24 protein-coding genes and 1 tRNA gene are annotated in these 25,469 nt (G+C 72.0%); 11 read left to right on the top strand and 14 right to left on the bottom strand.

Annotation, left to right across the window (positions count from 1 at the left end):
• Positions 1–321: 321 nt before the first annotated feature.
• On the top strand, positions 322–1,089 hold the full coding sequence (locus tag DEJ51_RS13115) for a response regulator transcription factor (RefSeq protein WP_150257749.1): 768 nt from the start codon (positions 322–324) through the stop codon (positions 1,087–1,089).
• Here DEJ51_RS13115 and DEJ51_RS13110 read toward each other — a convergent pair.
• Positions 1,048–1,545 carry a MarR family winged helix-turn-helix transcriptional regulator gene (locus tag DEJ51_RS13110; RefSeq protein WP_030659599.1) on the bottom strand — a complete coding sequence of 166 codons (498 nt, stop codon included), beginning with the start codon at positions 1,543–1,545 and terminating at the stop codon, positions 1,048–1,050. The two genes, DEJ51_RS13115 and DEJ51_RS13110, sit on opposite strands and share 42 nt — an antisense overlap.
• 161 nt (positions 1,546–1,706) lie before the next feature.
• On the opposite strand from DEJ51_RS13110, the gene DEJ51_RS13105 reads away from it, so the two are divergent.
• On the top strand, positions 1,707–2,564 hold the full coding sequence (locus DEJ51_RS13105; protein ID WP_150257748.1) for a trans-aconitate 2-methyltransferase: 858 nt from the start codon (positions 1,707–1,709) through the stop codon (positions 2,562–2,564).
• Between the two features lie 2 nt (positions 2,565–2,566).
• Positions 2,567–2,959 carry a VOC family protein gene (locus DEJ51_RS13100; protein ID WP_150261881.1) on the top strand — a complete coding sequence of 131 codons (393 nt, stop codon included), beginning with the start codon at positions 2,567–2,569 and terminating at the stop codon, positions 2,957–2,959.
• A gap of 72 nt (positions 2,960–3,031) precedes the next feature.
• Here DEJ51_RS13100 and DEJ51_RS13095 read toward each other — a convergent pair whose 3' ends face one another.
• Together DEJ51_RS13095 and DEJ51_RS13090 are read right to left on the bottom strand one after the other, a co-directional pair.
• Positions 3,032–3,706 carry a TetR family transcriptional regulator gene (locus DEJ51_RS13095; protein ID WP_384367533.1) on the bottom strand — a complete coding sequence of 225 codons (675 nt, stop codon included), beginning with the start codon at positions 3,704–3,706 and terminating at the stop codon, positions 3,032–3,034.
• On the bottom strand, positions 3,703–4,683 hold the full coding sequence (locus DEJ51_RS13090) for an acyl-CoA desaturase (protein WP_150257747.1): 981 nt from the start codon (positions 4,681–4,683) through the stop codon (positions 3,703–3,705). Before DEJ51_RS13090 ends, DEJ51_RS13095 begins: the two co-directional genes overlap by 4 nt.
• A 354-nt stretch (positions 4,684–5,037) precedes the next feature.
• On the opposite strand from DEJ51_RS13090, the gene ppc reads away from it, so the two are divergent.
• Entirely contained in the window at positions 5,038–7,800 is a 2,763-nt protein-coding gene (ppc, locus tag DEJ51_RS13085) for a phosphoenolpyruvate carboxylase (protein ID WP_411757307.1), read from the top strand.
• 105 nt (positions 7,801–7,905) lie between these two features.
• Positions 7,906–8,484: a Uma2 family endonuclease gene (locus DEJ51_RS13080; protein WP_223835784.1), complete on the top strand. Its 579-nt coding sequence runs from the start codon at positions 7,906–7,908 to the stop codon at positions 8,482–8,484.
• Positions 8,485–8,488: 4 nt separating this feature from the next.
• On the opposite strand, the gene pth is transcribed toward DEJ51_RS13080, so the two are convergent.
• The 5 genes from pth to DEJ51_RS13055 form a co-directional block, all read right to left on the bottom strand.
• Positions 8,489–9,079 (bottom strand): aminoacyl-tRNA hydrolase, encoded by a 591-nt coding sequence (gene pth / locus DEJ51_RS13075; RefSeq protein ID WP_150257745.1) that lies wholly within the window; start codon positions 9,077–9,079, stop codon positions 8,489–8,491.
• A gap of 98 nt (positions 9,080–9,177) precedes the next feature.
• A complete protein-coding gene (locus DEJ51_RS13070; RefSeq protein WP_150257744.1) occupies positions 9,178–9,762 on the bottom strand; it encodes a 50S ribosomal protein L25/general stress protein Ctc in 585 nt (194 codons plus the stop codon).
• Between the two features lie 193 nt (positions 9,763–9,955).
• A complete protein-coding gene (locus DEJ51_RS13065) occupies positions 9,956–10,933 on the bottom strand; it encodes a ribose-phosphate diphosphokinase (RefSeq protein ID WP_150257743.1) in 978 nt (325 codons plus the stop codon).
• Between the two features lie 133 nt (positions 10,934–11,066).
• A complete protein-coding gene (glmU, locus tag DEJ51_RS13060) occupies positions 11,067–12,512 on the bottom strand; it encodes a bifunctional UDP-N-acetylglucosamine diphosphorylase/glucosamine-1-phosphate N-acetyltransferase GlmU (RefSeq protein WP_150257742.1) in 1,446 nt (481 codons plus the stop codon).
• 109 nt (positions 12,513–12,621) lie between these two features.
• Positions 12,622–12,693, bottom strand: a tRNA-Gln gene (locus tag DEJ51_RS13055).
• Positions 12,694–12,854: 161 nt separating this feature from the next.
• Here DEJ51_RS13055 and DEJ51_RS13050 point away from each other — a divergent pair.
• Positions 12,855–14,117, top strand: a complete 1,263-nt coding sequence (locus DEJ51_RS13050) for a sensor histidine kinase (protein ID WP_150257741.1) — start codon at positions 12,855–12,857, stop codon at positions 14,115–14,117.
• A 448-nt stretch (positions 14,118–14,565) separates the two neighbouring features.
• On the opposite strand, the gene DEJ51_RS13045 is transcribed toward DEJ51_RS13050, so the two are convergent.
• Both DEJ51_RS13045 and DEJ51_RS13040 read right to left on the bottom strand, forming a co-directional pair.
• The gene (locus DEJ51_RS13045) at positions 14,566–15,072 is read right to left on the bottom strand and encodes an SUKH-3 domain-containing protein (RefSeq protein ID WP_150257740.1); all 507 of its coding nucleotides are present in this window, start codon (positions 15,070–15,072) and stop codon (positions 14,566–14,568) included.
• A 2-nt stretch (positions 15,073–15,074) separates the two neighbouring features.
• Complete coding sequence (locus tag DEJ51_RS13040) at positions 15,075–15,653, bottom strand: YwqJ-related putative deaminase (RefSeq protein ID WP_223835783.1); 579 nt, start codon at positions 15,651–15,653, stop codon at positions 15,075–15,077.
• Positions 15,654–15,883: 230 nt separating this feature from the next.
• On the opposite strand from DEJ51_RS13040, the gene DEJ51_RS13035 reads away from it, so the two are divergent.
• The 4 genes from DEJ51_RS13035 (at position 15,884) to DEJ51_RS13020 (ending at position 21,632) form a co-directional block, all read left to right on the top strand.
• Positions 15,884–16,879: an SMI1/KNR4 family protein gene (locus DEJ51_RS13035; RefSeq protein ID WP_150257739.1), complete on the top strand. Its 996-nt coding sequence runs from the start codon at positions 15,884–15,886 to the stop codon at positions 16,877–16,879.
• A 7-nt stretch (positions 16,880–16,886) separates the two neighbouring features.
• The gene (locus DEJ51_RS13030) at positions 16,887–19,436 is read left to right on the top strand and encodes an SUKH-4 family immunity protein (protein ID WP_150257738.1); all 2,550 of its coding nucleotides are present in this window, start codon (positions 16,887–16,889) and stop codon (positions 19,434–19,436) included.
• A 139-nt stretch (positions 19,437–19,575) separates the two neighbouring features.
• The gene (locus DEJ51_RS13025) at positions 19,576–20,448 is read left to right on the top strand and encodes a cellulose-binding protein (protein ID WP_150257737.1); all 873 of its coding nucleotides are present in this window, start codon (positions 19,576–19,578) and stop codon (positions 20,446–20,448) included.
• 173 nt (positions 20,449–20,621) lie between these two features.
• Positions 20,622–21,632, top strand: coding sequence for a quinone oxidoreductase family protein (locus tag DEJ51_RS13020; RefSeq protein ID WP_150257736.1), 1,011 nt, complete (start codon positions 20,622–20,624; stop codon positions 21,630–21,632).
• 137 nt (positions 21,633–21,769) lie between these two features.
• Here the strand turns inward: DEJ51_RS13020 and DEJ51_RS34995 are convergent, their stop codons facing one another.
• From DEJ51_RS34995 to DEJ51_RS13010, 3 genes are all read right to left on the bottom strand, one after another.
• Positions 21,770–22,147 carry an alpha/beta fold hydrolase gene (locus DEJ51_RS34995; RefSeq protein ID WP_223835782.1) on the bottom strand — a complete coding sequence of 126 codons (378 nt, stop codon included), beginning with the start codon at positions 22,145–22,147 and terminating at the stop codon, positions 21,770–21,772.
• A gap of 20 nt (positions 22,148–22,167) precedes the next feature.
• Positions 22,168–22,872 (bottom strand): alpha/beta fold hydrolase, encoded by a 705-nt coding sequence (locus tag DEJ51_RS34990; protein ID WP_223835781.1) that lies wholly within the window; start codon positions 22,870–22,872, stop codon positions 22,168–22,170.
• A 76-nt stretch (positions 22,873–22,948) separates the two neighbouring features.
• Positions 22,949–23,824: an alpha/beta fold hydrolase gene (locus tag DEJ51_RS13010; protein WP_150257735.1), complete on the bottom strand. Its 876-nt coding sequence runs from the start codon at positions 23,822–23,824 to the stop codon at positions 22,949–22,951.
• Positions 23,825–23,905: 81 nt separating this feature from the next.
• Between DEJ51_RS13010 and DEJ51_RS13005 the strand changes: the two genes are divergently transcribed.
• On the top strand, positions 23,906–24,460 hold the full coding sequence (locus tag DEJ51_RS13005) for a CGNR zinc finger domain-containing protein (RefSeq protein ID WP_150257734.1): 555 nt from the start codon (positions 23,906–23,908) through the stop codon (positions 24,458–24,460).
• Between the two features lie 110 nt (positions 24,461–24,570).
• Here the strand turns inward: DEJ51_RS13005 and DEJ51_RS13000 are convergent, their stop codons facing one another.
• Positions 24,571–25,440, bottom strand: a complete 870-nt coding sequence (locus tag DEJ51_RS13000) for a hypothetical protein (protein ID WP_223835780.1) — start codon at positions 25,438–25,440, stop codon at positions 24,571–24,573.
• Between the last annotated feature and the right edge of the window lie 29 nt (positions 25,441–25,469).

Below are 25,469 nucleotides of genomic sequence, written 5' to 3'. Positions count from 1 at the left end.
CGGCACACGCCGGTACCCGTGCCGTCATCAGGACCTTCGGTGCAGACGATTTCAAGCCATCACCGCGCGGGCCCGGGACGCCCGTGCCGGAAAATCCCCAGGAAAACTTCTGCTATTCGGCCAACCGCCGGACGCCCCCGGCCCTACGCTGATGCGTGACACCGGTGGGGGCCGGTGTTGATTCAGGGGTCGAGACAAGTCGGGTACGACGTCCGGTCCGGGGTAATGCAGATATGTCTCGGCGGCGGCCGGGGCCGCTGCGGATCACCCGGTCCGGGCGCCGTACCCGCCGTCGTCCGTTCCCCTACCCTTGGGGGTTTTGTGGTTCGTATCCGGGTTCTCGTCGTCGACGATCACCGCATCTTCGCCGAATCGCTCGCAGCCGCGCTCGCGGCCGAGCCGGACGTGGACGTGTCCGCGGCCGGCAGCGGCCCCGCCGCGCTGCGCTGCCTCGAACGCGCGGCCGCCGAGGGCCGCCGCTTCGACGTCCTGCTGGTCGACGCCGATCTCGGCGCGGTTCCGGGGGCCGTGCCCGCCCAGCGGGAGTCCGGCTCCGGCCCGCCGCCGACCGGCTCGGACGGGATCGCGCTGGTCGCAGGGGTGCGGGTGTCCCACCCCGGGGTCCGCACCGTCGTGCTCGCCGAGCGCGACGACCCCCGCCGGGCGGCTCTCGCGCTCCAGGCGGGCGCCTCGGGCTGGGTGGCGAAGGACTGCTCCCTGTCCCGGCTGCTGGCCGTGATCCGCGGGGTCCTGCGCGAGGAGACCCATCTGCCGCCCGCCCTGCTCACCGGGGTGCTCCGGGAGCTGACCGCGGCGCGCAAGCACCGCACCGACAGCGAACGGCTGGTGGAGTCGCTGACCCCGCGCGAGCACGAGGTGCTGCGCTGCATGGTGGCGGGGCTGGGCCGCAAGGACGTGGCGGCCCGGCTGTTCCTGTCCCCGCACACGGTCCGGACCCACATGCAGAACGTGCTGGGCAAGCTCGGGGTGCACTCGACGCTGGCCGCGGTGGCACTGGCCCGGCGGGCCGGCGTACGGCCGGCGGACCTAGCCGGGGATGTTGTCGAACGGAGCGGTCAACTGGCGTAGCAGCCCTGCGAGATCGCCGCGCTGGCTCTGCGAGAGCTGGGCCAGGATCGCCCGTTCCTGGGCCAGCAGCCCGGCGAGGGCCTGGTCGGCGCGGTCCCGGCCCTCGGGGGTGAGCCGCACCAGGACCCCCCGGCGGTCGCTGGGGTCCGGGAGCCGTTCGACGAGGCCCTTCTTGGCGAGCCGGTCGATGCGGTTGGTCATGGTGCCGGAGGTGACCAGGGTCTGGGTCAGCAACTGGCCGGGGGAGAGCTGGTAGGGCGCCCCTGCGCGGCGCAGCGACGTCAGGACGTCGAACTCCCACGGCTCCAGGCCGTGCTCGGAGAAGGCCAGCCTGCGGGCGCGGTCGAGATGGCGCGCGAGCCTGCTGACGCGGCTCAGTACCTCGAGCGGTTCCACGTCGAGGTCAGGGCGCTCCCGCCGCCATGCCGCTACCAGTCGGTCGACCTCGTCCTCCATGCCGATCAGTGTAAGGGGTCTGTCGACGTGAAGTCTCTTCATCCCGAGTATCTTGATCACAAGTTTCTTGACATCGAGATATAAATGGAGCGAGCATGGGGCATGGAGGGGGCCGGAACGGATTCCGCTTCCGATCGCCCCGCCAGCAGGGAGGCTCGAACATGTATTCCGATACCGCGCGCGCCGGGACCCCCACGTCCACCGCGCCATCCGCCCCCACCTGGGATCCCCAGCAGTACCTCAGGCACTCGGGCCACCGCACACGGCCCTTCCTCGACCTGCTCACCCGCATACCCGAGCTCCCCCACCGCCCCGCCCGCATCGCCGACCTCGGCTGCGGCCCCGGCAACGTCACCACCCTCCTCGCCGAGCGCTGGCCCGAAGCCCGCATCACCGGCTTCGACCTCTCCCCGGAGATGCTCCACCGCGCCACCGAGGAGTACGCCGGACCCACCCCCGGCGGCGGCAGCCTCGACTTCCGCCACGGGGACCTCGCCACCTGGCTCCCCGAGGAGCCCTACGACCTGATCGTCTCCAACGCCGCCCTGCAATGGGTCCCCGGCCACCCCGGCTCCTTCGGCCCCTGGATCAACGGCCTGCGCCCCGGCGGCACCTTCGCCTTCCAGATCCCCGGCAACTTCACGGCCCCCAGCCACGCCCTGCTCGCGCAGCAGTGCGACACCCCGCGCTGGCGGGCCCGGCTGGCCGGCCACGGCGCCCGCTACATCCATCTCCTCGAACCCGCCGAATACCTTGCCCGGTTCACCGAGCTCGGCTGCGCCGCCGACATCTGGGAGACCACCTACCACCAACTGCTCCAGGGCCCCGACCCCGTACTCGACTGGGTCAAGGGCACCGCCCTGCGCCCCGTGCTCACCGCCCTCGGCGACGACCACGACGCCATCGACACCTTCCTGACCGAATACCGCGACCGGCTGCGCGCCGCCTACCCGACGGGCCCGCGCGGCACCGTCTTCCCGTTCCGCCGCATCTTCGCCGTAGCCCGCAAGGAGGCATGACCGTGCTGACCGCAGTCGACCACGTACAACTCGCCGCGCCGCCGGACTCGGAGGACCGGCTCCGCGCGTACTACACCGACGTCCTCGGCATGACGGAGATCCCCAAGCCGCCCGTCCTCGCCGCCCGCGGGGGCTGCTGGTTCGCCGCCGGGCCCGTCCAGCTGCACCTCGGCGTCGAAGAGGACTTCCGGCCCGCCCGCAAGGCCCACCCGGGGCTGCGGGTGACCGACATCGAGGCGTACGCGAACAGACTGCAGGAGCGGGGAGCCAAGGTGGTCTGGGACGACGACCTGCCGGGCCACCGCCGCTTCTACTCGGAGGACCCCGTCGGCAACCGGCTCGAATTCCTGGAGCGGCACAGCCCCGAACCCGCGGCGCTGGAACCCTGCGCGTAGGACGTCCCACACGACGGCGCCCCGCCACCGGATCTCCGGTGACGGGGCGCCGTCGTGTTCCGCCCACAGGGCTCAGTTCTTGCGGCGGCCCACCAGCTGCGGCTTCGACTCCAGCCCGTCCAGCCCGTGCCAGGCCAGATTCACCAGGTGCGCCGCCACCTCGGCCTTCTTGGGCCGGCGCACGTCCAGCCACCACTGCCCGGTCAGCGCCACCATCCCGACCAGCGCCTGCGCGTACAGCGGGGCCAGCTTGGGATCGAACCCCCGCGCCTTGAACTCCAGACCCAGGATGTCCTCGACCTGCGTGGCGATGTCACTGATCAGCGACGCGAACGTACCGGTCGACTGCGCCACCGGGGAATCCCGCACGAGGATCCGGAAACCGTCCGTGTACGACTCGATGTAGTCCAGCAGCGCGAACGCCGCCTGCTCCAGCAGCTCCCGCGGATGCCCGGCCGTCAGCGCACCCGTCACCCCGTCCAGCAGCTGCCGCATCTCCCGGTCCACGACGACCGCGTACAGGCCCTCCTTGCCACCGAAGTGCTCGTACACCACCGGCTTCGACACCCCGGCCTTCGCCGCGATCTCCTCCACCGAGGTGCCTTCGAAGCCCTTCTCCGCGAACAGCGTCCGGCCGATGTCCAGCAGTTGCTGGCGCCGCTCCGCGCCCGTCATCCGTACCCGGCGGCCGCGCCTGGGCTTGTCGCTGCTGGAATTACCGCCGTCGATCGCCACGCCCCCCATCATGCCGCGTTCGACTCGTTTTCCCTGCGTCGGGCGTCGATGCGGGCCGCCGACGGCCAGCGGACGTCCGTCGCCCAGCCCAGCTGCTCGAACCAGCGGATCAGCCGCGCGCTGGAGTCCACCTGGCCGCGCAGCACACCGTGGCGCGCCGAGGTCGGGTCGGCGTGGTGCAGGTTGTGCCAGGACTCGCCGCACGAGAGCACCGCCAGCCACCACACGTTGCCACTGCGGTCCCGGGACCTGAACGGCCGCTTGCCCACCGCGTGGCAGATCGAGTTGATCGACCACGTCACGTGGTGCAGCAGCGCGACCCGGACCAGGGAGCCCCAGAAGAACGCCGTGAACGCGCCCCACCAGGACATCGTCACCAGACCGCCCACCAGCGGCGGGATCGCCAGCGAGAACATCGTCCAGAAGATGAAGTCCCGCGAGATCCGCCGGATCGCCGGGTCCTTGACCAGGTCGGGCGCGTACTTCTGCTGATCGGTCTGCTCCTCGTCGAACAGCCACCCGATGTGCGCCCACCACAGCCCCTTCATCAGAGCCGGCAGCGTCTCCCCGAACCGCCACGGCGAATGCGGGTCACCCTCGTGGTCCGAGAACTTGTGGTGCTTGCGGTGATCCGCCACCCAGCGCACCAGCGGCCCCTCCACCGCCATCGACCCCATCACGGCGAGCACGATCCGCAGCGGCCGCTTCGCCTTGAAGGAACCGTGCGTGAAGTAGCGGTGGAAACCGATCGTGATCCCGTGGCAGGCCAGGAAGTACATGAACACCATCAGGCCGAGATCCAGCCAGGTCACCCCCCACCCCCACGCCAGCGGGACCGCCGCCAGCAGGGCCACGAAGGGCACGGTGATGAACAGCAGCAGAGCGATCTGCTCGATGGAGCGCTTGTTCTCGCCGCCGAGGGTCGCGGACGGCACTGACGTGTCGGAGGGCGCTGACGCACCCTCGATCAGATCGGGACTGGTGGTCATGGGTGTCCCCTGGGGGGTGAGAGAAGTCGGCGGGCTCCCGGGCCACGAACCCTACGGACCCGTAACCTACGGCATCGTAAGTATGGCGCAGCCCGGTACCCAGACAAGAGGGGCAGCGCCGGGAGGAGGAGCGCGCGCGAAGCGTTCACGCGCCGCCTGGTGAGACGTTTGCCCAGGCACACGCCCCGGCCACCTATCCTGGGTCCCGTCGGACAGCGCGGTCCGCACGGGCAGCCCGAGCTGCGCATCAGGAGCGGAGATCCCGCACCCGGACCGAGTCCGGGCACGGCATCACCGCACGCCGCCGGGAGCCCACCGCCCAGTAGCGCTCGAACACTGCAAGGAGCCGCACCTGTGAGCAGTGCTGACCAGGCCCCCCAGGGCCAGGCCCCCGTCACCCAGGCCGAGACCGCCAACGCGGAACTGCGCGCGGACATCCGCCGCCTCGGCGACCTCCTCGGGGAGACCCTCGTACGCCAGGAGGGCCAGGACCTCCTCGACCTCGTCGAGCGCGTCCGCGCCCTCACCCGCACCGACGGCGAGGCCGCCGCCGCCCTGCTCGGCGACACCGACCTGGAGACCGCCGCCAAGCTCGTACGCGCCTTCTCCACCTACTTCCACCTCGCCAACGTCACCGAACAGGTACACCGCGGCAAGGAACTGCGCGCCCACCGTGCCGCCGAAGGCGGGCTCCTCGCCCGCACCGCCGACATGCTGAAGGACGCCGACCCCGAACACCTGCGCGAGACGGTCAAGAACCTCAACGTCCGACCCGTCTTCACGGCGCACCCCACCGAGGCGGCCCGCCGCAGCGTCCTCAACAAGCTGCGCCGCATCGCCACCCTGCTGGAGGAGCCCGTCACCGGCGCCGGCGACCGCCGCCGCCACGACCTGCGCCTCGCCGAGAACATCGACCTCGTCTGGCAGACCGACGAACTGCGCGTCGTGCGCCCCGAGCCCGCCGACGAGGCCCGCAACGCCATCTACTACCTCGACGAACTGCACGCCGGCGCCGTCGGCGACGTCCTCGAAGACCTCGCCGCGGAACTCCAGCGCGTCGGCGTCGAGATCCCCGCCGGCACCCGCCCGCTCACCTTCGGCACCTGGATCGGCGGCGACCGCGACGGCAACCCCAACGTCACCCCCGAGGTCACCCGCGACGTGCTGATCCTCCAGCACGAACACGGCATCACCGACGCCCTCGAACTCATCGACTACCTGCGCGGACTCCTCTCCAACTCCATCCGCTACACCGGAGCCACCGAAGAACTCCTCGCCTCCCTCCAGGCCGACCTCGAACGCCTCCCCGAGATCAGCCCGCGCTACAAGCGGCTCAACGCCGAAGAGCCGTACCGCCTGAAGGCCACCTGCATCCGGCAGAAGCTCCTGGGCACCCGCGAACGCCTCGCCAAGGGCACCCCCCACGAGGAAGGCCGCGACTACCTCGGCACCGCCGAGCTCCTCACCGACCTCACCCTCATCCAGACCTCCCTGCGCGAACACCGCGGCGCACTCTTCGCCGACGGCCGCATGGACCGCACCATCCGCACCCTCGCCGCCTTCGGCCTCCAGCTCGCCACCATGGACGTACGCGAACACGCCGACGCCCACCACCACGCCCTCGGCCAGCTCTTCGACCGGCTCGGCGAGGAGTCCTGGCGCTACGCCGACATGCCCCGCGAATACCGGCAGAAGCTCCTCGCCAAGGAACTGCGCTCCCGCCGCCCCCTCGCACCCACCCCGGCCCCCCTCGACGCCGCCGGAGCCAAGACCCTCGGCGTCTTCGGCGCCATCAAGGACGCCTTCGAGAAGTTCGGCCCCGAAGTCATCGAGTCCTACATCATCTCGATGTGCCAGGGCGCCGACGACGTCTTCGCCGCCGCCGTCCTCGCCCGCGAAGCCGGCCTCCTCGACCTCCACGGCGGCTGGGCCAAGATCGGCATCGTCCCCCTCCTGGAGACCACCGACGAGCTGCGCGCCGCCGACGTCATCCTCGACGAGATGCTCGCCGACCCCTCCTACCGCCGCCTCGTCTCCCTGCGCGGCGACGTCCAGGAGGTCATGCTCGGCTACTCCGACTCCTCCAAGTTCGGCGGCATCACCACCTCCCAGTGGGAGATCCACCGCGCCCAGCGCCGACTGCGCGACGTCGCCCACCGCTACGGCGTACGCCTGCGCCTCTTCCACGGCCGCGGCGGCACCGTCGGCCGCGGCGGCGGCCCCTCGCACGACGCCATCCTCGCCCAGCCCTGGGGCACCCTCGAAGGCGAGATCAAGGTCACCGAACAGGGCGAGGTCATCTCCGACAAGTACCTCGTCCCGTCGCTGGCCCGCGAGAACCTCGAACTGACCGTCGCGGCCACCCTGCAGGCCTCCGCCCTGCACACCGCCCCCCGCCAGTCCGACGAGGCCCTCACCCGCTGGGACGCCGCCATGGACGTCGTCTCCGACGCCGCCCACGCCGCCTACCGCGCACTCGTCGAAGACCCCGACCTGCCCTCGTACTTCTTCGCCGCGACCCCCGTCGACCAGCTCGCCGACCTCCACCTCGGCTCCCGTCCCTCCCGCCGCCCCGACTCCGGCGCCGGCCTCGACGGTCTGCGCGCCATCCCCTGGGTCTTCGGCTGGACCCAGTCCCGCCAGATCGTGCCCGGCTGGTACGGCGTCGGATCAGGTCTCAAGGCCCTGCGCGAAGCCGGCCAGGAGGACGTCCTCACCGAGATGGGCGGACGCTGGCACTTCTTCCGCAACTTCCTGTCCAACGTCGAGATGACCCTGGCCAAGACCGACCTGCGGATCGCCCGCCACTACGTCGACACCCTCGTGCCCGACCACCTCAAGCACGTCTTCGCCCGCATCGAGGCCGAACACGAGCTCACCGTCCGCGAGGTCCTGCGCATCACCGGCGCCGAAGAGCTCCTCGGCTCGAACCCGGTGCTCCAGCAGACCTTCGCCGTACGCGACGCCTACCTGGACCCCATCTCCTACCTCCAGGTCTCCCTGCTGGCCCGCCAGCGCGCGGCGGCCGCCCGCGGCGAGGAAGCCGACCCGCTGCTCTCCCGCGCCCTGCTCCTCACCGTCAACGGCGTCGCCGCGGGCCTGCGCAACACCGGCTGACACCGAGCCCCGGTATCCGTGCCCGTCACCCTTTGTGATGACGGACACGGATACCGGGCGCTACCGTGGGTTCCCAGGAGCAAAATGCCGTCCATGGGAGCAGCCATGACCGCCGAGTACACCTGGCCCCGTCCTCCGGCGGACGGGTACACCGTGGACGACCTCTTCACGCTGCCGGACCTCCCGCCGCACACCGAGCTGATCGACGGGAGCCTGGTTTTCGTGAGTCCGCAGCGGAACTTTCACGCAGACATGATCGATCTGCTGGTCGCCGGTCTGCGTGAGAGCGTTCCACCGCACCTCAGGGTCAGGCGCGAAATGACCGTCATCCTGGACAGGCGCAACGGACCCGAGCCCGATGTATCCGTAGTTCTGGCCGCGTCGGTGACCGGCCCCCGGCAGACCTCGTACCTTGCAAAGGACGTGGTCCTGGCTGTCGAGGTCGTGTCACCGGACTCCGAGGCGCGTGACCGGAGCACCAAGCCGATCAAGTATGCCGCGGCTGGCATCCCAAACTTCTGGCGTGTGGAGATGGCCGGTGCGGAGGACCGCCCGGTAGTGCACGTATACCTCCTGGACCAGCAGACCAGTTCATACGTGCACGCGGGCATGTTCCGCACGGAGGTGAAGGCCGACGAACCCTTCGACATCAGCATCGACCTGTCGCGCCTCGACGAGATGTAGCCCGTCAGGAGTTGTACGTCGACTGGGCCCGCTCCAGGCCCTCCTGGACCAGGCACTCCACCGAGTCCGCCGCCCGGTCCACGAACCAGTCCAGCTCCTTGCGCTCCGTGGACGAAAAATCCTTCAGCACGAAATCCGCGACCTGCATCCGGCCCGGCGGGCGCCCGATCCCGCACCGCACCCGGTGGTAGTCGGCGCCCATCGACTTCGTCATCGACTTCAGACCGTTGTGCCCGTTGTCCCCGCCGCCCAGCTTCAGCCGCAGCGTCGGGTAGTCGATGTCCAGCTCGTCGTGCACCGCGACGATCCGCTCCAGCGGCACCTTGTAGAAGTCGCGCAACGCCGTCACCGGCCCGCCGGACAGGTTCATGAACGTCATCGGCTTGGCCAGCACCACCCGGCGGTTCGCCGGCCCCGGCGGACCCATCCGGCCCTCCACCACCTGCGCCCGCGCCTTGTGCGCCTTGAACTTCCCGCCGATCCGCTCCGCCAGCAGATCAGCCACCATGAACCCGATGTTGTGGCGGTTGCCCGCGTACTCGGGCCCCGGGTTCCCCAGGCCCACGATCAGCCAGGGCGCCGCGTCGTCAGACATCTAAAGCTCCTCGGTTCCTCTACGAAGACGACCGCCGTCCCGCTCCAGTGGAGCCGGACGGCGGTCGGTCAGCAACTGCTGAGGGGACGGGGTGAGGCTCAGGCCTCTTCGCCCTCGGCGGCCTCGGCGGCCGGCTCCTCGGCCTGCGGGGCCACGACCTGCAGGACCGGGGTCTCACCGTCGACGGCGAGGGAGGTGCCGGCCGGCAGGACCAGGTCGGAGGCGTGCACGGTCGCACCGGCCTCCAGGCCCGCGATCGAGACGGTGATCTCGGTCGGGATGTGGGTGGCCTCGGCCTCGACGGAAACGCTCGCCAGCAGGGTCTCCAGCAGGTTGCCGCCGGCAGCCAGCTCGCCCTCGGTCACGACGGGAACGTCGACGGTGACCTTCTCGCCCTTCTTGACGATCAGGAAGTCGACGTGGGAGATCGTGCGCTTCAGCGGGTGCTTCTGCACGGCCTTCGGGATGACCAGCTCGGTGCCGTCGCCCGCGATGTCCAGGGAGATCAGGACGTTCGGGGTACGCAGCGCCAGCAGCAGGCCGTGGCCCTCGACGTTGACGTGCTTCGGGTCGTTGCCGTGACCGTAGATGACGGCCGGAACCAGGGCGTCGCGACGGGCCTGGCGGGCAGAGCCCTTGCCGAAGGTGTCACGGAGCTGGGCGGAAAGCTTGACCTCGGACATGCTCACTCCTCGTGGGGTGACGGAACAGAACGGAAGTCACCCGGCCGAAACGGCCTGCTACGAAGAGCGCGTCGATAACGGAGCATCCGTACCGGAAAACAGGTACGGCCTCCCTCGCCGAGCAACTCAAGGAGTGTACCCGGCGGGGAAGGCCGCACCAAAAGGATCTACCGCGGAGCGGTCACCTCAGGCTCTACTGCTGCTCCTCGAAGAGGCTGGTGACCGAGCCGTCCTCGAACACCTCGCGCACCGCACGCGCGATCATCGGGGCGATCGACAGCACCGTGATCTTGTCGAGCTCCAGGTCGGACGGGTCCGGCAGCGTGTTCGTGAACACGAACTCGCTGACCTTGGAGTTCTTCAGACGGTCGGCCGCCGGGCCCGACAGGATGCCGTGCGTGGCCGTCACGATGACGTCCTCCGCGCCGTGCGCGAACAGCGCGTCGGCCGCGGCGCAGATCGTGCCACCGGTGTCGATCATGTCGTCGACCAGGACGCAGACGCGGCCCTTGACCTCACCGACGACCTCGTGGACGGTCACCTGGTTCGCGACGTCCTTGTCACGGCGCTTGTGCACGATCGCCAGCGGCGCGTCCAGCCGGTCGCACCAGCGGTCGGCCACGCGCACGCGGCCGGCGTCCGGGGAGACGATCGTCAGCTTGGTGCGGTCCACCTTGGCGCCCACGTAGTCCGCGAGGACGTTCAGGGCCGAGAGGTGGTCCACCGGGCCGTCGAAGAAGCCCTGAATCTGGTCCGTGTGCAGGTCGACCGTCAGGATCCGGTCAGCACCCGCGGTCTTCAGCAGGTCCGCGACCAGACGCGCCGAGATCGGCTCACGGCCCTTGTGCTTCTTGTCCTGACGGGCGTACCCGTAGGACGGGATGATCACGGTGATCGAGCGGGCCGACGCACGCTTCAGCGCGTCGATCATGATCAACTGCTCCATGATCCACTTGTTGATCGGAGCCGTGTGGCTCTGGATCAGGAAGCAGTCCGCGCCACGAGCCGACTCCTGGAAGCGGACGTAGATCTCACCGTTCGCGAAGTCGAAAGCCTTGGTCGGCACGAGGGCGACGCCCAGCTGGTGCGCAACCTCCTCGGCCAGCTCGGGGTGGGCGCGGCCGGAGAAGAGCATCAGCTTCTTCTCGCCGGTCGTCTTGATCCCGGTCACAGCACAGTCTCCTCAGACGTGTTGAAGCTGCTCGCCCCCATGTGCGTCCGTCCCGCACACGGTGAGCCAGCCGAATTGCGTGCACCTATCACGGTACGCCGTCGCGGGCGTACGTGTTTCCGGTCAGTTCACCTCAGGGGCGCTCGGCGTCCTCCGGGGCCGCCGACTGCGCCGCCGTGGCAGCGGCACTGCCCGGACGCTTACGGGCCACCCAGCCCTCGATATTCCGCTGCTGGCCACGGGCCACGGCCAGGGCGCCGGGCGGCACATCCTTGGTGATCACGGAGCCGGCCGCCGTGTAGGCGCCGTCCCCGATGGTGACGGGAGCCACAAACATGTTGTCCGAGCCCGTCTTGCAATGTGAGCCGACGGTGGTGTGGTGCTTGTGCTCGCCGTCGTAGTTCACGAAGACGCTCGCGGCGCCGATGTTCGTGTACTCGCCGATCGTCGCGTCACCCACGTACGACAGGTGGGGGACCTTGGTGCCCTCACCGATCGTCGCGTTCTTCATCTCGACGTACGTACCCGCCTTGGCCTTGGCGCCGAGGTTCGTACCGGGCCGCAGGTACGCGAACGGACCCACACTCGCCTGCGGGCCCACGACCGCGCTCTCGGCGACGGTGTTGTCCACCCGGGCACCCGCGCCCACGTGGGTGTCCTTCAGCCGGGTGTTCGGACCGACCTCCGCGCCCTCGGCGATGTGCGTCGCACCCAGCAGCTGCGTACCGGGGTGCACGATCGCGTCCTGCCCGAAGGTCACGGTCACGTCCACGAACGTGCCGGCCGGGTCCACGACCGTGACGCCCGCGAGCATGGCCTGCTCCAGCAGGCGCGCGTTCAGCAGCGCGCGGGCCTCGGCGAGCTGGACGCGGTTGTTGATCCCGAGGATCTGCCGGTGGTCGCTGCCGACGGCCGCGCCGACGCGGTGCCCGGCCTCGCGCAGGATGCCGAGGACGTCGGTGAGGTACTCCTCGCCCTGGCTGTTGTCGGTACGGACCTTGCCGAGGGCGTCGGCGAGCAGGGCGCCGTCGAAGGCGAAGACGCCCGAGTTGATCTCGCGGATCGCACGCTGGGCGTCGGAGGCGTCCTTGTGCTCGACGATGGCCGTCACGGCGCCGCCGGCGTCGCGGACGATGCGCCCGTAGCCCGTGGAGTCCGGCACCTCGGCGGTCAGCACGGTGACGGCGTTGCCGTCGGCCTCGTGCGTCCGCGCGAGCCCGGCCAGGGTCTCCCCGGTCAGCAGCGGGGTGTCGCCGCAGACGACGATCACGGTGCCCGTGATGCCGCCGCCGAGCTCTTCGAGGGCCATGCGGACGGCGTGCCCGGTGCCGTTCTGCTCGTACTGGACGGCGGTGCGGACGTCGGCGTCGATGCCGGCCAGGTGCGCGGTGACCTGCTCCCGGGCGTGCCCGACGACCACGACGAGGTGCTCGGGGTCCAGCTCACGGGAGGCGGCGACGACGTGACCGACGAGCGAGCGCCCGCAGATCTCGTGGAGAACCTTGGGAGTCGCCGACTTCATGCGGGTGCCTTCACCCGCTGCGAGTACGACGACGGCTGCCGGGCGGTTGGCGCTCACGGGGATGCCCTTCGGCTTCGGGGGTGGACCCGTGAAGGATACCGGGGTGCCGGTGCCCCCGAATGAACACGGGTCCCGACCGTGAAGGTCCGGACCCGGAGTCGATCAGCTCCCCCGCCAGGACTCGAACCCGGACATAAGGCACCAAAAGCCTCAGTGCTGCCAATTACACCACAGGGGATAGCGGATGTGGCCCAATCGGACATTTCGGCGTACCGATCAAGCTGGCCGTCCCTACTATGCCGTACCACCTGCCCTCACCGCGACGGTACCCGTCCCCGTCCTTCCGGTGGCGTGGTATTTCCCCGGGCCGCCGCGCGGGCCGCCCGTACGCTGGACGGCATGACCAAAACGGGGGATGTGGAAGGCCGGGCCGGTCCGCCTTTGTGGTGGGCGCGGCGGCGGGATGCCGTGTGGGACGCGGCGCTCGGCGGGGCGTCCGCCCTGGAGTGCGCCTGGGAGGGTGTGCCCTTCGCCGCGGAGGCGGGGCTGCCGACGGTGGTCGGGGTGCTGTTCGGGTTCGTGGTGGGGGCCACGCTCGTACTGCGGCGCCGGTGGCCGATCGCGGTGGTGCTCGTCGGGATCGCCGTGTCGCCGGCCGCGATGGGGTTCCTGCTCGCGGTGGTCGGGATGTACACGCTGGCTTCCTCGGAGGTGCCCCGGCGGATCACGGCGACGCTGGCCTCGATGTCGCTGGCCGCGACCTTCGTCGTGATGTACATGCGCACCCGCGGGGACGTGGAGGCCGACCCGACGCTGGTGGTCGTGCTGTCCGTGTTCGTCGCGGTGGCGCTGACCGTGCCGCCGGTGCTGTTCGGGCTCTACATCGGGGCCCGGCGGCGGTTGATGGAGAGCCTGCAGGAGCGGGCCGACTCGCTGGAGCGGGAGCTGTCGCTGCTGGCGGACCGCGCGGAGGAGCGGGCCGAGTGGGCCCGTACGGAGGAGCGCACCCGGATCGCCCGGGAGATGCACGACGTGGTGGCCCACCGGGTGTCGCTGATGGTGGTGCACGCGGCCGCGCTGGAGGCGGTGGCGGTCAAGGATCCGGTGCGGGCGGCGAAGAACGCGGCTCTGGTGGGGGACATGGGGCGGCAGGCGCTGACGGAGCTGCGCGAGATGCTCGGGGTGCTGCGGGCGCCGCCGAAGCCGGTCCCGGCTCCGGTGCTCGCGCCGGCCGTCGCGGCGGTGGCGTTCGCGGGGGGTGTGGAGGACGGGCCTTCGCTCGGCGAGCTGGAGGCGCTGGTGGGGCAGTCGCGGGCGGCGGGCATGGCCGTGGAGATGCTGGTCCACGGCGAGGGGGCGCAGTACGCGGCGGAGGTCGAGCAGACGGCGTTCCGCGTGGTGCAGGAGGCTCTCACCAACTGCCACAAGCACGCGCCGGGGGCGCGGGTCGTGGTGCGGCTGGCGCACCGGTCGGGGGAGGTGGCCATGCAGGTGGAGAACGGGCCGTGTGACGGGAAGGCGGCCGAGCCGGGGCTTCCCAGCGGGGGGAACGGGCTGGTCGGCATGCGGGAGCGGGTGCTGGGGCTGGGCGGGGTGTTCGTGTCGGGGCCGACGGATGCGGGGGGTTTCCGGGTGTCGGCGGTGCTTCCGGTCGTCGGCTAGCTGTTGCCCGGCTGGCGCCGTGGCCGTGGCTGCCGCCGGTGGTGGCGGGGCTCTGCCCCGGGCCCCGCGCCTCAATCGTCGGCGGGGCTGCGTGGTGTGGGGCGGTGCCCCGCCGGAGTGTCTCCTCGGCTCGCGCGAGGCGGCCGTGGTGTGCTGCGCGGCCTGGGTTGCGCGCTCGTCCTGCGGGGACACTCCGCCGTGTCCCCGCCCCACGGCAGGGCTTCGGCCGTGTGGCCGGTGGTGTGGGGCGGTGCCCCGCCGGAGTGTCTCCTCGGCTCGGCGCGTGCGGGCGTGTCTCGGTTGTGGGCCGGTGGTCGCGCCTCGTCCTGCGGGGACACTCCGCCGTGTCCCCGCCCCACGGCAGGGCTTCGGGGGTCCGCCCGGCCCCGCGACCCGGCTCGTACGCCGCTGTTCTCCGCCCCGCCAGGGCGACGGCCGCGGGAGCGGACTAGGTGGTCAGGCGGGTGGGTTGGAGGCCTGTCAGGAGGAGGGTGAGGGCCTCGTCGATGGTGGGGCCGAGGTACCAGTCGCCGGTGTGGTCGATGCCGTAGACGCGGCCCTCGCGGTCGAGTGCGAGGTGGGAGCCGCCGTCGGCCTCGACGCCCAGGGGGCAGAGCTGGGTGGAGAGGGCCCGGCCGAGGTCGGCGAAGGTGCGCGCGAGGTGGAGTCCGGGGAGCGGGTCGATCCGGACCGGGGTCGGGGCGATCTGGCGGCCGGGGCCGTGGGCGGCGATCGTGAGGCCGCCGAACTCGGCCCATGCCTCGACGGCGGCGGGGAAGACGGTGTGCCGGTGGCCGGCGGGTGTGGTGTGGTCGCGCAGGGCGTCGGCCCAGTACTCGGCCTGTTTGATGTCCCACCGGCCGGGTTCCCAGCCGGCGGTGCGCAGGGCGGAGTCCACGGCGACCGGGAAGCGGGTGGCCGAGGAGCGGTCGTAGGAGGCGGAAGCGGTGGTCATGGCTACTCGGCTGGGGTGAGGTCGACGGGGCGTACGCCGAAGTGGGCGAGGAGTGCGTCGCAGGAGCGGCAGGGTGGTGCGTAGCTGCCGTGGAGGGGGTCGCCGTCCTCGCGGATGTGCCGGGCGGTGATCTTCGCGTGTTTGAGGGAGCGGCGGGCCTCGCTGGGGGAGAGGGGTTTGCGGGAGGCGCGTCGGGAGCGGGCGCCTTCGACGGCGGCGAGGTGGCGGGAGAGCAGGATCGCTTCGGGGCAGCGGCCGGTGAAGCGTTCGCGCTGGCCGCTGGTGAGGGTGTCGAGGAAGTCCTGGACGAGGGGGTGGAGCCCGGGTGGCTGGTCGGCTTTGCCGGCGGTGCCGGTGAGGGTTTCGCCGCGTACGGAGAGGGCGGCGGCGACGGTGGGGAGGATGCCGTCGCGGCGGAAGCGCAGGACGGGTGCGGCGGGGCGGCCGTCGGTGCTGCTCCAGCGCAGGCGGGGGTCGCCGGTGGGGCCGGCGGTCTCGCCGGCGGGTCCTGTGGCGCCGGGTGCGCCTGGTGTGTCCGGCGTGCTGTCGCCGGGTTCTGTGCGTGTTGCCGTGTTGTGCATGGTCGCGCTTTCCCTCCCGTGGCGGCGGTGGTGACCGCTGTCGCGCACGCCCCCGTGCTGCGGGGACAGCCTGCCAAATGTCACCTGTCATGCGGTAGCGGGGTCGAATATTCGTATCAATTCGGATGTTCCTGGCCCTTGGGCGGGTGTGCCGGTCGGGCGCGGGTAAGGCTCTTGCCCCAGCGCATAGGCTGTGGTGAACCAGCCAGATCCAGCAGGGGGCTACCGCCATGACGACAGGTCGGCTCGGGCAGCAGGCCGCGCCACCCAACGCCGCTTACTCGGGGCAGGTCGTGCATTTCCCGGACCCGGTCCGGGCCGCTCGGCATCCTCTCGGGGTGCGGATGGACGGCAATGGGCATCCGGACTTCTCCGCGTACGCGCGTGCGGCGGTGGAGATCGCCGAACCGCCGGAGGGCTTCGGCGTGGACGAGCTGCGGCTCACGGACTACGTGTCCGCGAACGCGGCGATGAAGGCCGCCGGGCACGAGTTGTGGGACACGGTCGGGCCGGTGGCGACGCCGCACGGCTGGACGTGGCACCACGTGGCGGGTTCGCGGCGCATGGAGCTGGTTCCGGTCGAGGTGAAGGCGCTGCTGCGGCATCACGCGGGTCTGGCGACGGCTCCGGTGGACCACGACAAGCGCGGGACTCGGCCGTTGCAGGAGGTGCGTCCGGCGCACCTGGGGCTGCCGAAGTCGGTGGTGTCGGTCTCCGAGGAGCTGGTGCAGGGTGTCGAGGAGGACCTCGGTTACCGGCTGCCGGAGGCGTACCGGTCGTTCCTGAAGGCCGCGGGCGGCTGTGCGCCGGTGGGCGCTGGCCTGGACGTGGCCCTTGGTCTGCTGGTGGACCAGCCGTTCTTCACGGTGCGTGAGGAGGCGGCGGTCAATGACCTGGTGTACGTCAACAAGTGCCTGCGGGACCACCTGACGAAGGACTACCTGTGCGTGGCCTTCGCCCAGGGCGGGCTGCTCGCGCTGAAGGTCAAGGGTGAGGGCATCGGTTCGGTGTGGTTCTCCCCGTACGACGATGCCCGCGACCGGGACGGCTGGTCGGTCCAGGAGCGCGTGGAGCGGTTGTTGCTGCCGTGCGGTGCTGATTTCGACGCCTTCCTCGAGAGGCTGGCCGGCAACCCGCCGGAGCTGGAGACCGTGGCCGGTCTGATGGTGGACGGCGGATTCGCACGTTCGGTTCCGGTGTCGGGTCCGGCACCGGTGGAGGGGTGAGCGCGCGATGGTGACGTTTGCGCAGGCGCAGGAGCGCGCCGAGGAGTGGATCAACGGGGACGTGCCCGCGTACCAGCACCGGGAGGTGCGCGTACGGGAGTTCGGGCTCGGGTTCGTGGTGTGGGCGGAGGACCGTGCGGCGGGTCCGGTGTCCGGTGGTGGGCGGCAGCGGCTGGTCATCGCGCGGGACAGCGGTGAGGTGACGCTGTGGCCGGGGCTGCCGGTGGGTGAGGTGATCCGCCGGTACGAGGAGGAGTACGGGGCCGTGGCCGCGGCCGTTTCGGAGGCTTCGGTCCCGACGCCGCGGATCGACTCGGAGCAGACGTCGTTCATGCTGAGTCCGCCGGAGTGGCTGCAGGAGGCCGCGGACCGGGCGGGGATCGCGCCCAGGGCGACGTCCACGCCGGTTCCGGCCGCGCCTGTCGAGGCCGTGGCCGAGCCTGCTGAGGCGCCGGCTCCGGTGGTCGCGGCGCCCGTCGAGGCGGTGCCGCTGCGGCGTGGGGGCGAGATTCCGTACGAGCCCACGGCCAACGACGGGGTGCCGGCCGCGCCTCCGGCTGCGCCCGCGGTGCCGGTCGGGGCCACGCCGTGGGCGGGCACCGATGTGAACTCGGGTACGGACGACGCGTCCGTGCCACTGCCCGCGACCGTGTTCGCGCCGCCGTTGTCGGGGTCGGACCTGGAGGACGCGCCGTCGTCCGGGGTGGCTCCGGAGGCGAAGACGACGCTGATGCCGGGCGGCAGTCAGCTTCCGAGGACCGCGGTCGTTCCGGCGCTGGGTTCGCCGGGGGACGCGGCGGGCGGTTCGCAGGATGGTTCGGCGGCGGGTGACATCGCGGACGCGCCGACCGGCAAGGCTCAGGTGTCCCGGCCGGGCGGTTCCGGTCCGGGTGCGGGTCTGCCGTCGACGCCTCCCGGTCCGCCGAGGGCTCCGGGTGCTCCGGGGTCGTTGGGCGGTGGGCTGGATCATGCGGCGACGATGCTGGCCGGTCCGGCTGTGACGGGTCAGCCGCCGGCGCCTCCCGGTCCGCCCGGTGCTCCGGGTGCTCCGCAGCCTCCTGGTCCGCCTGGTCCGCCGGGGGCTCCTGGGTCGTTGGGCCGTGGGCTGGATCATGCGGCGACGATGCTGGCCGGTCCGGCTGTGACGGGTCAGCCGCCGGCGCCTCCCGGTCCGCCCGGTGCTCCGGGTGCTCCGCAGCCTCCTGGTCCGCCTGGTCCGCCGGGGGCTCCTGGGTCGTTGGGCCGTGGGCTGGATCATGCGGCGACGATGCTGGCCGGTCCGGCTGTGACCGGTCAGCCGCCGGCGCCTCCCGGTCCGCCCGGCGCTCCGGGTGCTCCCGGGGCTCCAGGTGGTGGCGCCCATCACGCTGCCACGATGCTCGCGGGTCCCGGCGTACCGCAGCCTCCCGGTCCGCCCGGTGCGCCTGCGGCCCCCGGTGCGCCCGGCACCCCCGGCGGCGGGATCGACCATGCCGCCACGATGCTGGCCGGTCCGGCCATGGCGCAGCAGCCCGGGCCCCCCGGCCCGCCGCCCGGCGTGCCCGGTGGTCCCGCGGCGCAGCCTCCGGCTCCCACCGGTGCGCCCACGGTCGGCCCGGGCTACCAGGCGGTGCTCCGCTACCGTGCGCCCGACGGCTCCGAGCAGCAGCTCATCCGCCGCTCGGCGCCCGGTACCCCGCACCCGGAGTGGCAGATCCTCTACGAGCTGCGCGCGATGAACGTGCCGCCGCAGCAGGTGCTGGAGCTGCACACCGAGCTGGAGTCCTGCGAGCTGCCCGGCGGTTACTGCGCGCGGATGATCCGGGAGACCTGGCCGCAGGTGCGGATCACGAGCGTGGCTCCGTACGGCAAGGACCACGCGGGCCGTCAGCAGGGCATGCGGCACCTGCTCACCCACCAGGGCGAGCTGCACCAGGTGGCGGACGGTCCGGCGCGCCCCGCGCCGGTACGGGCGCCGTTGCCGCAGGTTCCGCTGCAGCCGGCGATCCCGCTGGAGGCCATCGGGCAGGAGCTGGCGGCGGCGTTCGGTCCGCAGGGCGTGTTCCGTTTCGACCAGCGGGCCGTGTCGCGTCAGGGTGTGCCGGAGATCGTGGCGCAGACGCTGATGTGGGCGGGTCTGCCCGTCGATTTCGGGCCGTTCTTCTGGGCGCAGGCGGTGCCGGGCCAGCCGGTTCCGACGCTGGCCGAGCTGGCGCAGCAGCGCCAGGTGCAGCCGGCCTCGGACGCGGGCTCGTACCTCGTGATCGGCAGTGACTTCGGCAAGGCGCTGTGTGTGCAGTACGGGACCGCGCACATCGTGGCTGTGCCGGTGGAGGGTGGCCCGGGAGGTGCTCCCGTACCGCCGCAGTTCGTGAATTCGAGCCTGCCGCAGTTCGTGCGGTCGGTCGCGATGCTGGGGCACATGTGGCGGCTGCGGCAGCATCTGACGCCGGAACAGGCGGGGCGCTGGACGGTCGACTTCCAGGCGAATCTGGCGGGGCTCGACAGTGCCGCGCTGTCCTCGCCGGAGAGCTGGTGGTCGGTGCTGCTGGAGCAGATGTGGGACGGGCTGCTCTGATCGGCTGACTGGCTGATCGTGCGATCGTCCGGGTGGCCGGGTCGGGACCTTCGAACAGGGTCTCGGCCCGGCCATTCAGGCTTCTGCGGTCAAATGGCGCATCCTTGACGGGAATCCCCGCGAGAGAGGCGCATCCAGGATGAGTGCACCCATTGCGACCGTGCGCGGTCGTGGCTACCGCATGGAAGAGGTCGACCGGTATCTCGCCCGGCTCTCCGGGAGCAGGGACGAGGCCTGGGAGCGGGTGGCGCGGCTGACGGTCCTGGCCAAGCAGATGGAGGCGGACGCGGCGCGGCTGCGGGCTGCCGTTTCCGCGCTGGCTCCGCAGACGTACGACGAGCTGAGCGAGCGGGCGCGGCGGATCCTGCTGCTGGCGGAGGAGGAGGCGGACGCCGTACGGGCGGACGCGCGGGTGGACGCCTCGGCGACGCTGGGTGCGGCCGAGGCGCGTGCCGACCGGGCGGCGGAGCTCGCGCGGGGTGACGCGGAGGCGGTGCGCGAGCAGACGGAGGTCCGGGCCCGGCAGGGGCTGTTGCGGGCGCAGCGCGAGGCGGACGACGTGCGGTCGGGGGCGCGGGAGGACGCGGCGGCGTGGCGGGAGCAGGCGGCGGCAGCGCTGGCGGACACCCGGCGGCGGGCTGAGGCGGAGCGGGCGGAGCAGGAGCGGGAGCGGGCGGCGCGCCGGGAGGCGGCGGAGCGGGAGCTGGCGGCGCGGGAGGCTGAGCTGGAGGCGCGCCACGCGGAGCTGGAGCGGTTCGTCGAGGCGCGTCTGGCCGAGGCGCGGCGCGAGTTCGCCGAGGCGGAGGAGTCGGCGCGGCACGGGCAGGAGGACGCGGAGGCGCGGGCGGCCGAGCTGGTGGCGCAGGCGCGGGTGGCGGAGGAGCGGGTCGGGCGCGAGACGCGGGGGATCGTGCGGGAGCACGGGGAGGCGGCGGAGGAGATGCGGGCGCACATGAACCATGTCCGTGCCAGCCTCGCGGCGTTGACGGGCCGGGCTCCGGCGGAGGGTTAGGCGTATCGCCTCGTCGGGTCGGGGACGCGGGCCTTCTGCCTCGCGGCATGATCTCGGGCGGCACGATGCGGCACGATGCGGCACGATGCGGCGTGGGCGGAGGGCTGGTCCGCTTGCCGGGAATCGGATCGCCGTCAACGGGGTTGCTGGGGACAACCGTTATAGGAGGGGTCATGCGAGCGATTCAGGTGTACGAGGTGGGCGGTCCCGAGGTGTTGCGGGAGGCCGAGGTGGACCAGCCGCGGCCGGGGCCGGGCGAGGCGGTCGTGGAGGTCGCCGCATCCGGGGTCAACTTCCTCGACGTCTACCACCGCGAAGGCCGGTACACCCTCCCGCTGCCCTTCACCCCGGGCGCCGAGGGCGCCGGCACGGTCGTCGAAGTCGGACCCGGCGTCGTTGACGTCGCGGTCGGGGACCGGGTCGGTTGGGTGGAGCTTCCCGGTTCGTATGCCGAGCGGGCGGTCGTGGACTCCTCCCGGCTGGTGCCGCTGCCCGACGACATCGGCTTCGAGACGGCCGCCGCCGTGCTCCTCCAAGGCATGACCGCGCACTATCTCGTCAAGGACGCCTACCCGGTTCAGGAGGGCGACACGGTGCTCGTGCATGCGGCTGCCGGTGGCATGGGGCTGCTGCTGACCCAGCTCGTCACCCATCTCGGCGGCAGGGTGATCGGCACGGCGTCGACCACGGCGAAGGCCGAGCTGGCGAAGCGTGCCGGGGCCGCTGAGGTGATCCTTTCGTCCGCGGTCGACGATCTCGCGGCCGAGGTGAGGCGGCTGGGCGGCGGTCAGGGACTGCCGGTCGTCTTCGACGGCGTCGGCGCGCACACCTTCGACGCGAGCCTCGCCAGCCTGCGGACCCGCGGCCATCTCGTGCTCTTCGGCGCGGCGAGTGGTGCCGTGCCGCCGTTCGATCCGATGCGGCTCGCCCAGGGCGGTTCGCTGACCCTGATCCGGCCCAGCCTCGGGGACTACATCGCCGATCGGTCCGAACTGCTCCGACGGGCCGCCGACGTGTTCGAGTGGGTGCGCTCCAAGGCGCTTGAGGTCACCGTGACGGGCCGCTACGCATTGTCCGAGGCCGCCCGGGCCCACAGCGATCTGGAGGCCCGGCGTACCACCGGCAAGCTGATCCTCGTACCCGATGCGGCTGCTGTCGGACACCGCGAGGAGACGCAGAGCTGATCGCGGCTCCACGACCTCCCGGGACGGAACACCTGGCTGGTGCCCGACCTGGACAGGAGGTCCTCGATCGTGCCGAGGTCGCGGTTCCAGTACGTGACACGGGCGTCGGGGCCGGCGTCTGACGGTCCGATACGGACTCAGCGAGTGGAGGTGACGGTTCCCTCGTTCTGACGGTCGCCGGCCGTGACCACCGGACGGACATGGGTCAGGAGGAGGTCCAGGAAGCGGTCCGGGCGGCGGAGTGCCGCGAAGTGGCTGGCGTCCTCGATCAGTTCGAATGCCTTCACGGGGGCCTCGACGGCGTCGAAGTACGCCTGGGCGCGCGCCGCCGGGGTGATCACGTCGAGTGCTCCCTGGAAGATGAAGAACGGCATCTCGAAGCGGGTCCCGTCGGCCCAGTCGTCGCATTCCGACGCCCCTTCGGTGACGGACTCCGAGAAGCCCTGGCCGCCGAAGTACGCCTTGATCCGGCCGAGGGTGTAGAGCGGTGACAGCCACAGGGATCCGATGATCACCTTCTTGACCGTGTCCAGGGTCAGCGGGTCGCTGCCCGCGCACAGCTTGTCGTACGAGGACCGCTGCGCGGAGGTCCGTGCCGGGGGTCGGGGCCCATCGCCTCGACCGCCGCCACGTCCTTGCTCCGGCCCGCGGACCGCAGTCGCTCCAGCGTGGCCGCGTAGGCGGAGGTGTCCCGGCCCGCCTCCTGGACGTTCTGGTCGGTGCCGACGTACGCGGAGTAGAGCTCGGGGTGGTTGCGGGCCAGCCGGAGGCCGAGGGTGGTGCCGAAGGAGTTCGGCATCAGTACGACCCGGTCCACGCCCATCCGGTCCAGGACGTACCGGGTGACCTCCAGGGCGTCCTCGTAGAGCCGGGTGAAGGTGACCGGTCCGCCCTGGTCCCCGGGGGAGTGGGCGAAGGTCAGGCCGGCGCCGCGCATGTCCCAGCGGACGAGGGTGAAGTGCTTCTCCCACTCCCGGGTGCGGGCCCCGTAGGGGGAGTTGGCCGCCCCGGGGCCGCCGTGGACCTCCAGGAGCACGGGGTTGGCGCGGTTCTCGCCGCGGATCGAGATCCACTGCTCGATGCCGCCGATGCGGACGAGGCCCTGTTCGTCGATGCCGGCCGGGGTGTCGATCCGCATCAGCGCGGCGTTTGCCGAGCGGCGCACGGCGCGGTGGCCGAGCAGCCCTGCGGCGGGCGCGGCGAGCGCGGCGGTGGTGGCGGCGAGGATGATGCCGAGCATAACTGTTTCCCCCAGACACTGTTTTGCTGACAGGGGAAGAGTACGTGATTCCGGCGATCTGTAAACCCCTCCGGCGTCAGGGGAGTTCGGTGAGGAAGTCCGCGATCAGCGGGGCGATCTGCGGGAGGTGGGTCTCCAGGGCGAAGTGGCCCGCACCCTCGAAGACGTGCACCTCGGCTTCCGGGGCGTCGCGGAGGTAGGCCTTGGCGCCCGCCGGGGTGAAGAAGGGGTCTCCCGCACCCCAGACCACCAGCACCGGGATGCGGGCGGCGCGCAGCCAGGCCTGCCAGGCGGGGTAGTGGGCGAAGTTCGAGGCGTAGTCGAAGGCGAGGTCGGCCTGGGCGTCGGCGCGGCCCGGCAGGCCGAGGTGGTGCAGGTCGAGGGTCCAGTCGTCGGGGGAGAGCAGGCCGGTGTCGGCGACGCCGGCCTCGTACTGGAAGCGGGTGCCCTCCGGGGTGAAGAGCCCCCGGACGCGTTCCTCGTCGCCGGGGACCTCGCGCCGGAGTCCGGCGAACGCGCGGGCCGCGTCCGAGAGGCCTTCCTCGTAGGCGTTGCCGTTCTGGACGATCAGGCCGGTCACGCTCTCCGGCCGGCGTGCGGCGAGCCGCAGTCCGATCGGGGCGCCGTAGTCGAAGACGTACAGGGCGAAGCGGTCCAGGGCGAGGGCGTCGGTGAAGCCCTCCAGGATGTCGGCGAGCCGGTCGAAGGTGTACGTGAAGCCCGCCGGCGCCTCGGTGCGGCCGAAGCCGGGGTGGTCGGGGGCGATCAGGCGGTACGGGGTGTCGCCGAGGGCGTCCATCAGGCGGGCGAACTGGTGCGAGGCGGTGGGGAAGCCGTGCAGGAGCAGCAGGACGGGACCGTCGGCGGGGCCGCTCTCGCGGTAGGCGACGCGGACTCCGTCCACGTCGACGGTGCGGTGCCGGATGGTCGGAATGGTGCGGCGAACGGTCATCACATGCCTCCTGCGTCCTTGTTTCCATTAGTCTTGCCGGTGATCGCTAATGGGTCAAGGGATTGCAGTAGCATTAGTCGGGTGACAGTGACCTTCCCGCTCACCGGTGAGCCCCTCGCGCTGGACCTGCTCAACACCGAGGCCGCGGTGGGTGATCTCGTCGCCGGCCCGGCCGGGCTCACGGCCTGGCTGGCCGCGCAGGCCGGGCGGCTGACCCCCGTCGACGCCGTGGGTGAGGGCGAGGTGGCCGCGGTACGGGCCGTACGGGAGGCCGCGCGCCCGGCACTCGACGCGGTGCGGCGCGGTGAACGGCCCCCGGCCGACGCCCTCGCCGTGCTGAACGAGGCCCTGGCCGCGGCGCCCGCGCACCGCGTGCTGGCCTGGACGGAGGCGGGCACGATCGCCGCCGCCCCGCACCGGCCGGCGGACCCGGCCCGGCGGCTCGCGGCGGAGCTGGCCGACGCGGTCGCCGAGCTGCTGACGGACCCCCGGGTGGCGCAGGTCCGCGCGTGCGAGGCCCACGACTGCGTCCTGCTCTTCCTGCCGGCGCACCCCCGCCGCCGCTGGTGCGTGGCGTCGGTCTGCGGCAACCGGGCCCGGGTGGCGCGCTACTACGCCCGCCACAAGGGGGACTAGGCCAGGAGGGCCGTCGGGATCGGGGCGTGCCGTTCGCGCGCGTGCGAGGGCTGGAGCCCTGTCCGCCAACGGCTGCGCCAGGACGGGGCCGGAGGGGTTGCGGGCACGGGTCAGCCGGCCGGCTGCTGCTGGGCCGGGACGGCGGGCTTCGCCCCGGGCTCGTAGCGGTACGGGTCGCTGCGCAGGCCGCGTGCCGTGACGACCACCGTGAACGGGGGTGTCCCCGGGGCCGGGAGGGTGGCCGTGAGGGCGCCCGTCAGGGGGTCGGCCAGGGCCGGCAGGGGGACGTCGTCGACGGTGAGCAGGGGCGGCGGGCCCGCCGCGTCCGGGGTGAAGCCGCCGCCCTCGACCGTCAGGCTCCGGTCCTCCAGCGTGACGTGCGTGATCACCGGGTTGGCGCGGACGGCCATCTTGTTGACCAGGTACGCGCCCGCCGGGGCGCCCGTCAGGGCCCACATCTCGGAGGGCAGGCGCGGGAGTCCGCCGCCCACGTCGGCGAGGTAGAACAGCACCACGTAGAGCATGGTGACCGCGCTGAGGGCGACGTACTGGAGGTCGACGAGGTCGGTGCGTCCGCTGTCGTTCGCGATCAGCTCCCGCAGTGGCCGCCGGCCCGTCGGCGTCGGCTTCGCGGCGGGTTTGGCCATGCTGCCGTGCTCCACGCGCAGGCCGACGACCGCCTTCGCGGCGATCAGCGCCACGTACGGGCCGCCGAGCAGGGGCAGGTACACCGTGGTCAGGGTGGACAGCGGGCCGTCGGCGCCCCGGAAGTAGGCGACGCCGCCGCCCGCGGTGAGCCCGTAGCTGAGGATCGCCAGCAGCAGCCAGAGCAGGATCACCGTCCAGGCGAGGGCGAGCGCCGTCGAGGTCGAGAGGCGGCCGTCGCGGCCGGTGACGAAGCCGGGGCTGCGGCGCAGCCGCAGGCAGATCGGCCCGGCCAGCGCGGCCAGTAACGCGAGTGCGCAGAGTGCGGATGCCATGTCGTCGTCCCCCCGGAAACGGTCCTGGC

This window comes from Streptomyces venezuelae (assembly GCF_008642275.1).
In the GTDB taxonomy this organism is placed as follows: Bacteria; Actinomycetota; Actinomycetes; order Streptomycetales; family Streptomycetaceae; genus Streptomyces; species Streptomyces venezuelae_E.
The sequence above is the reverse complement of the archived record's forward strand: the minus strand, read 5'-3'. Positions and strand labels throughout refer to the sequence as shown.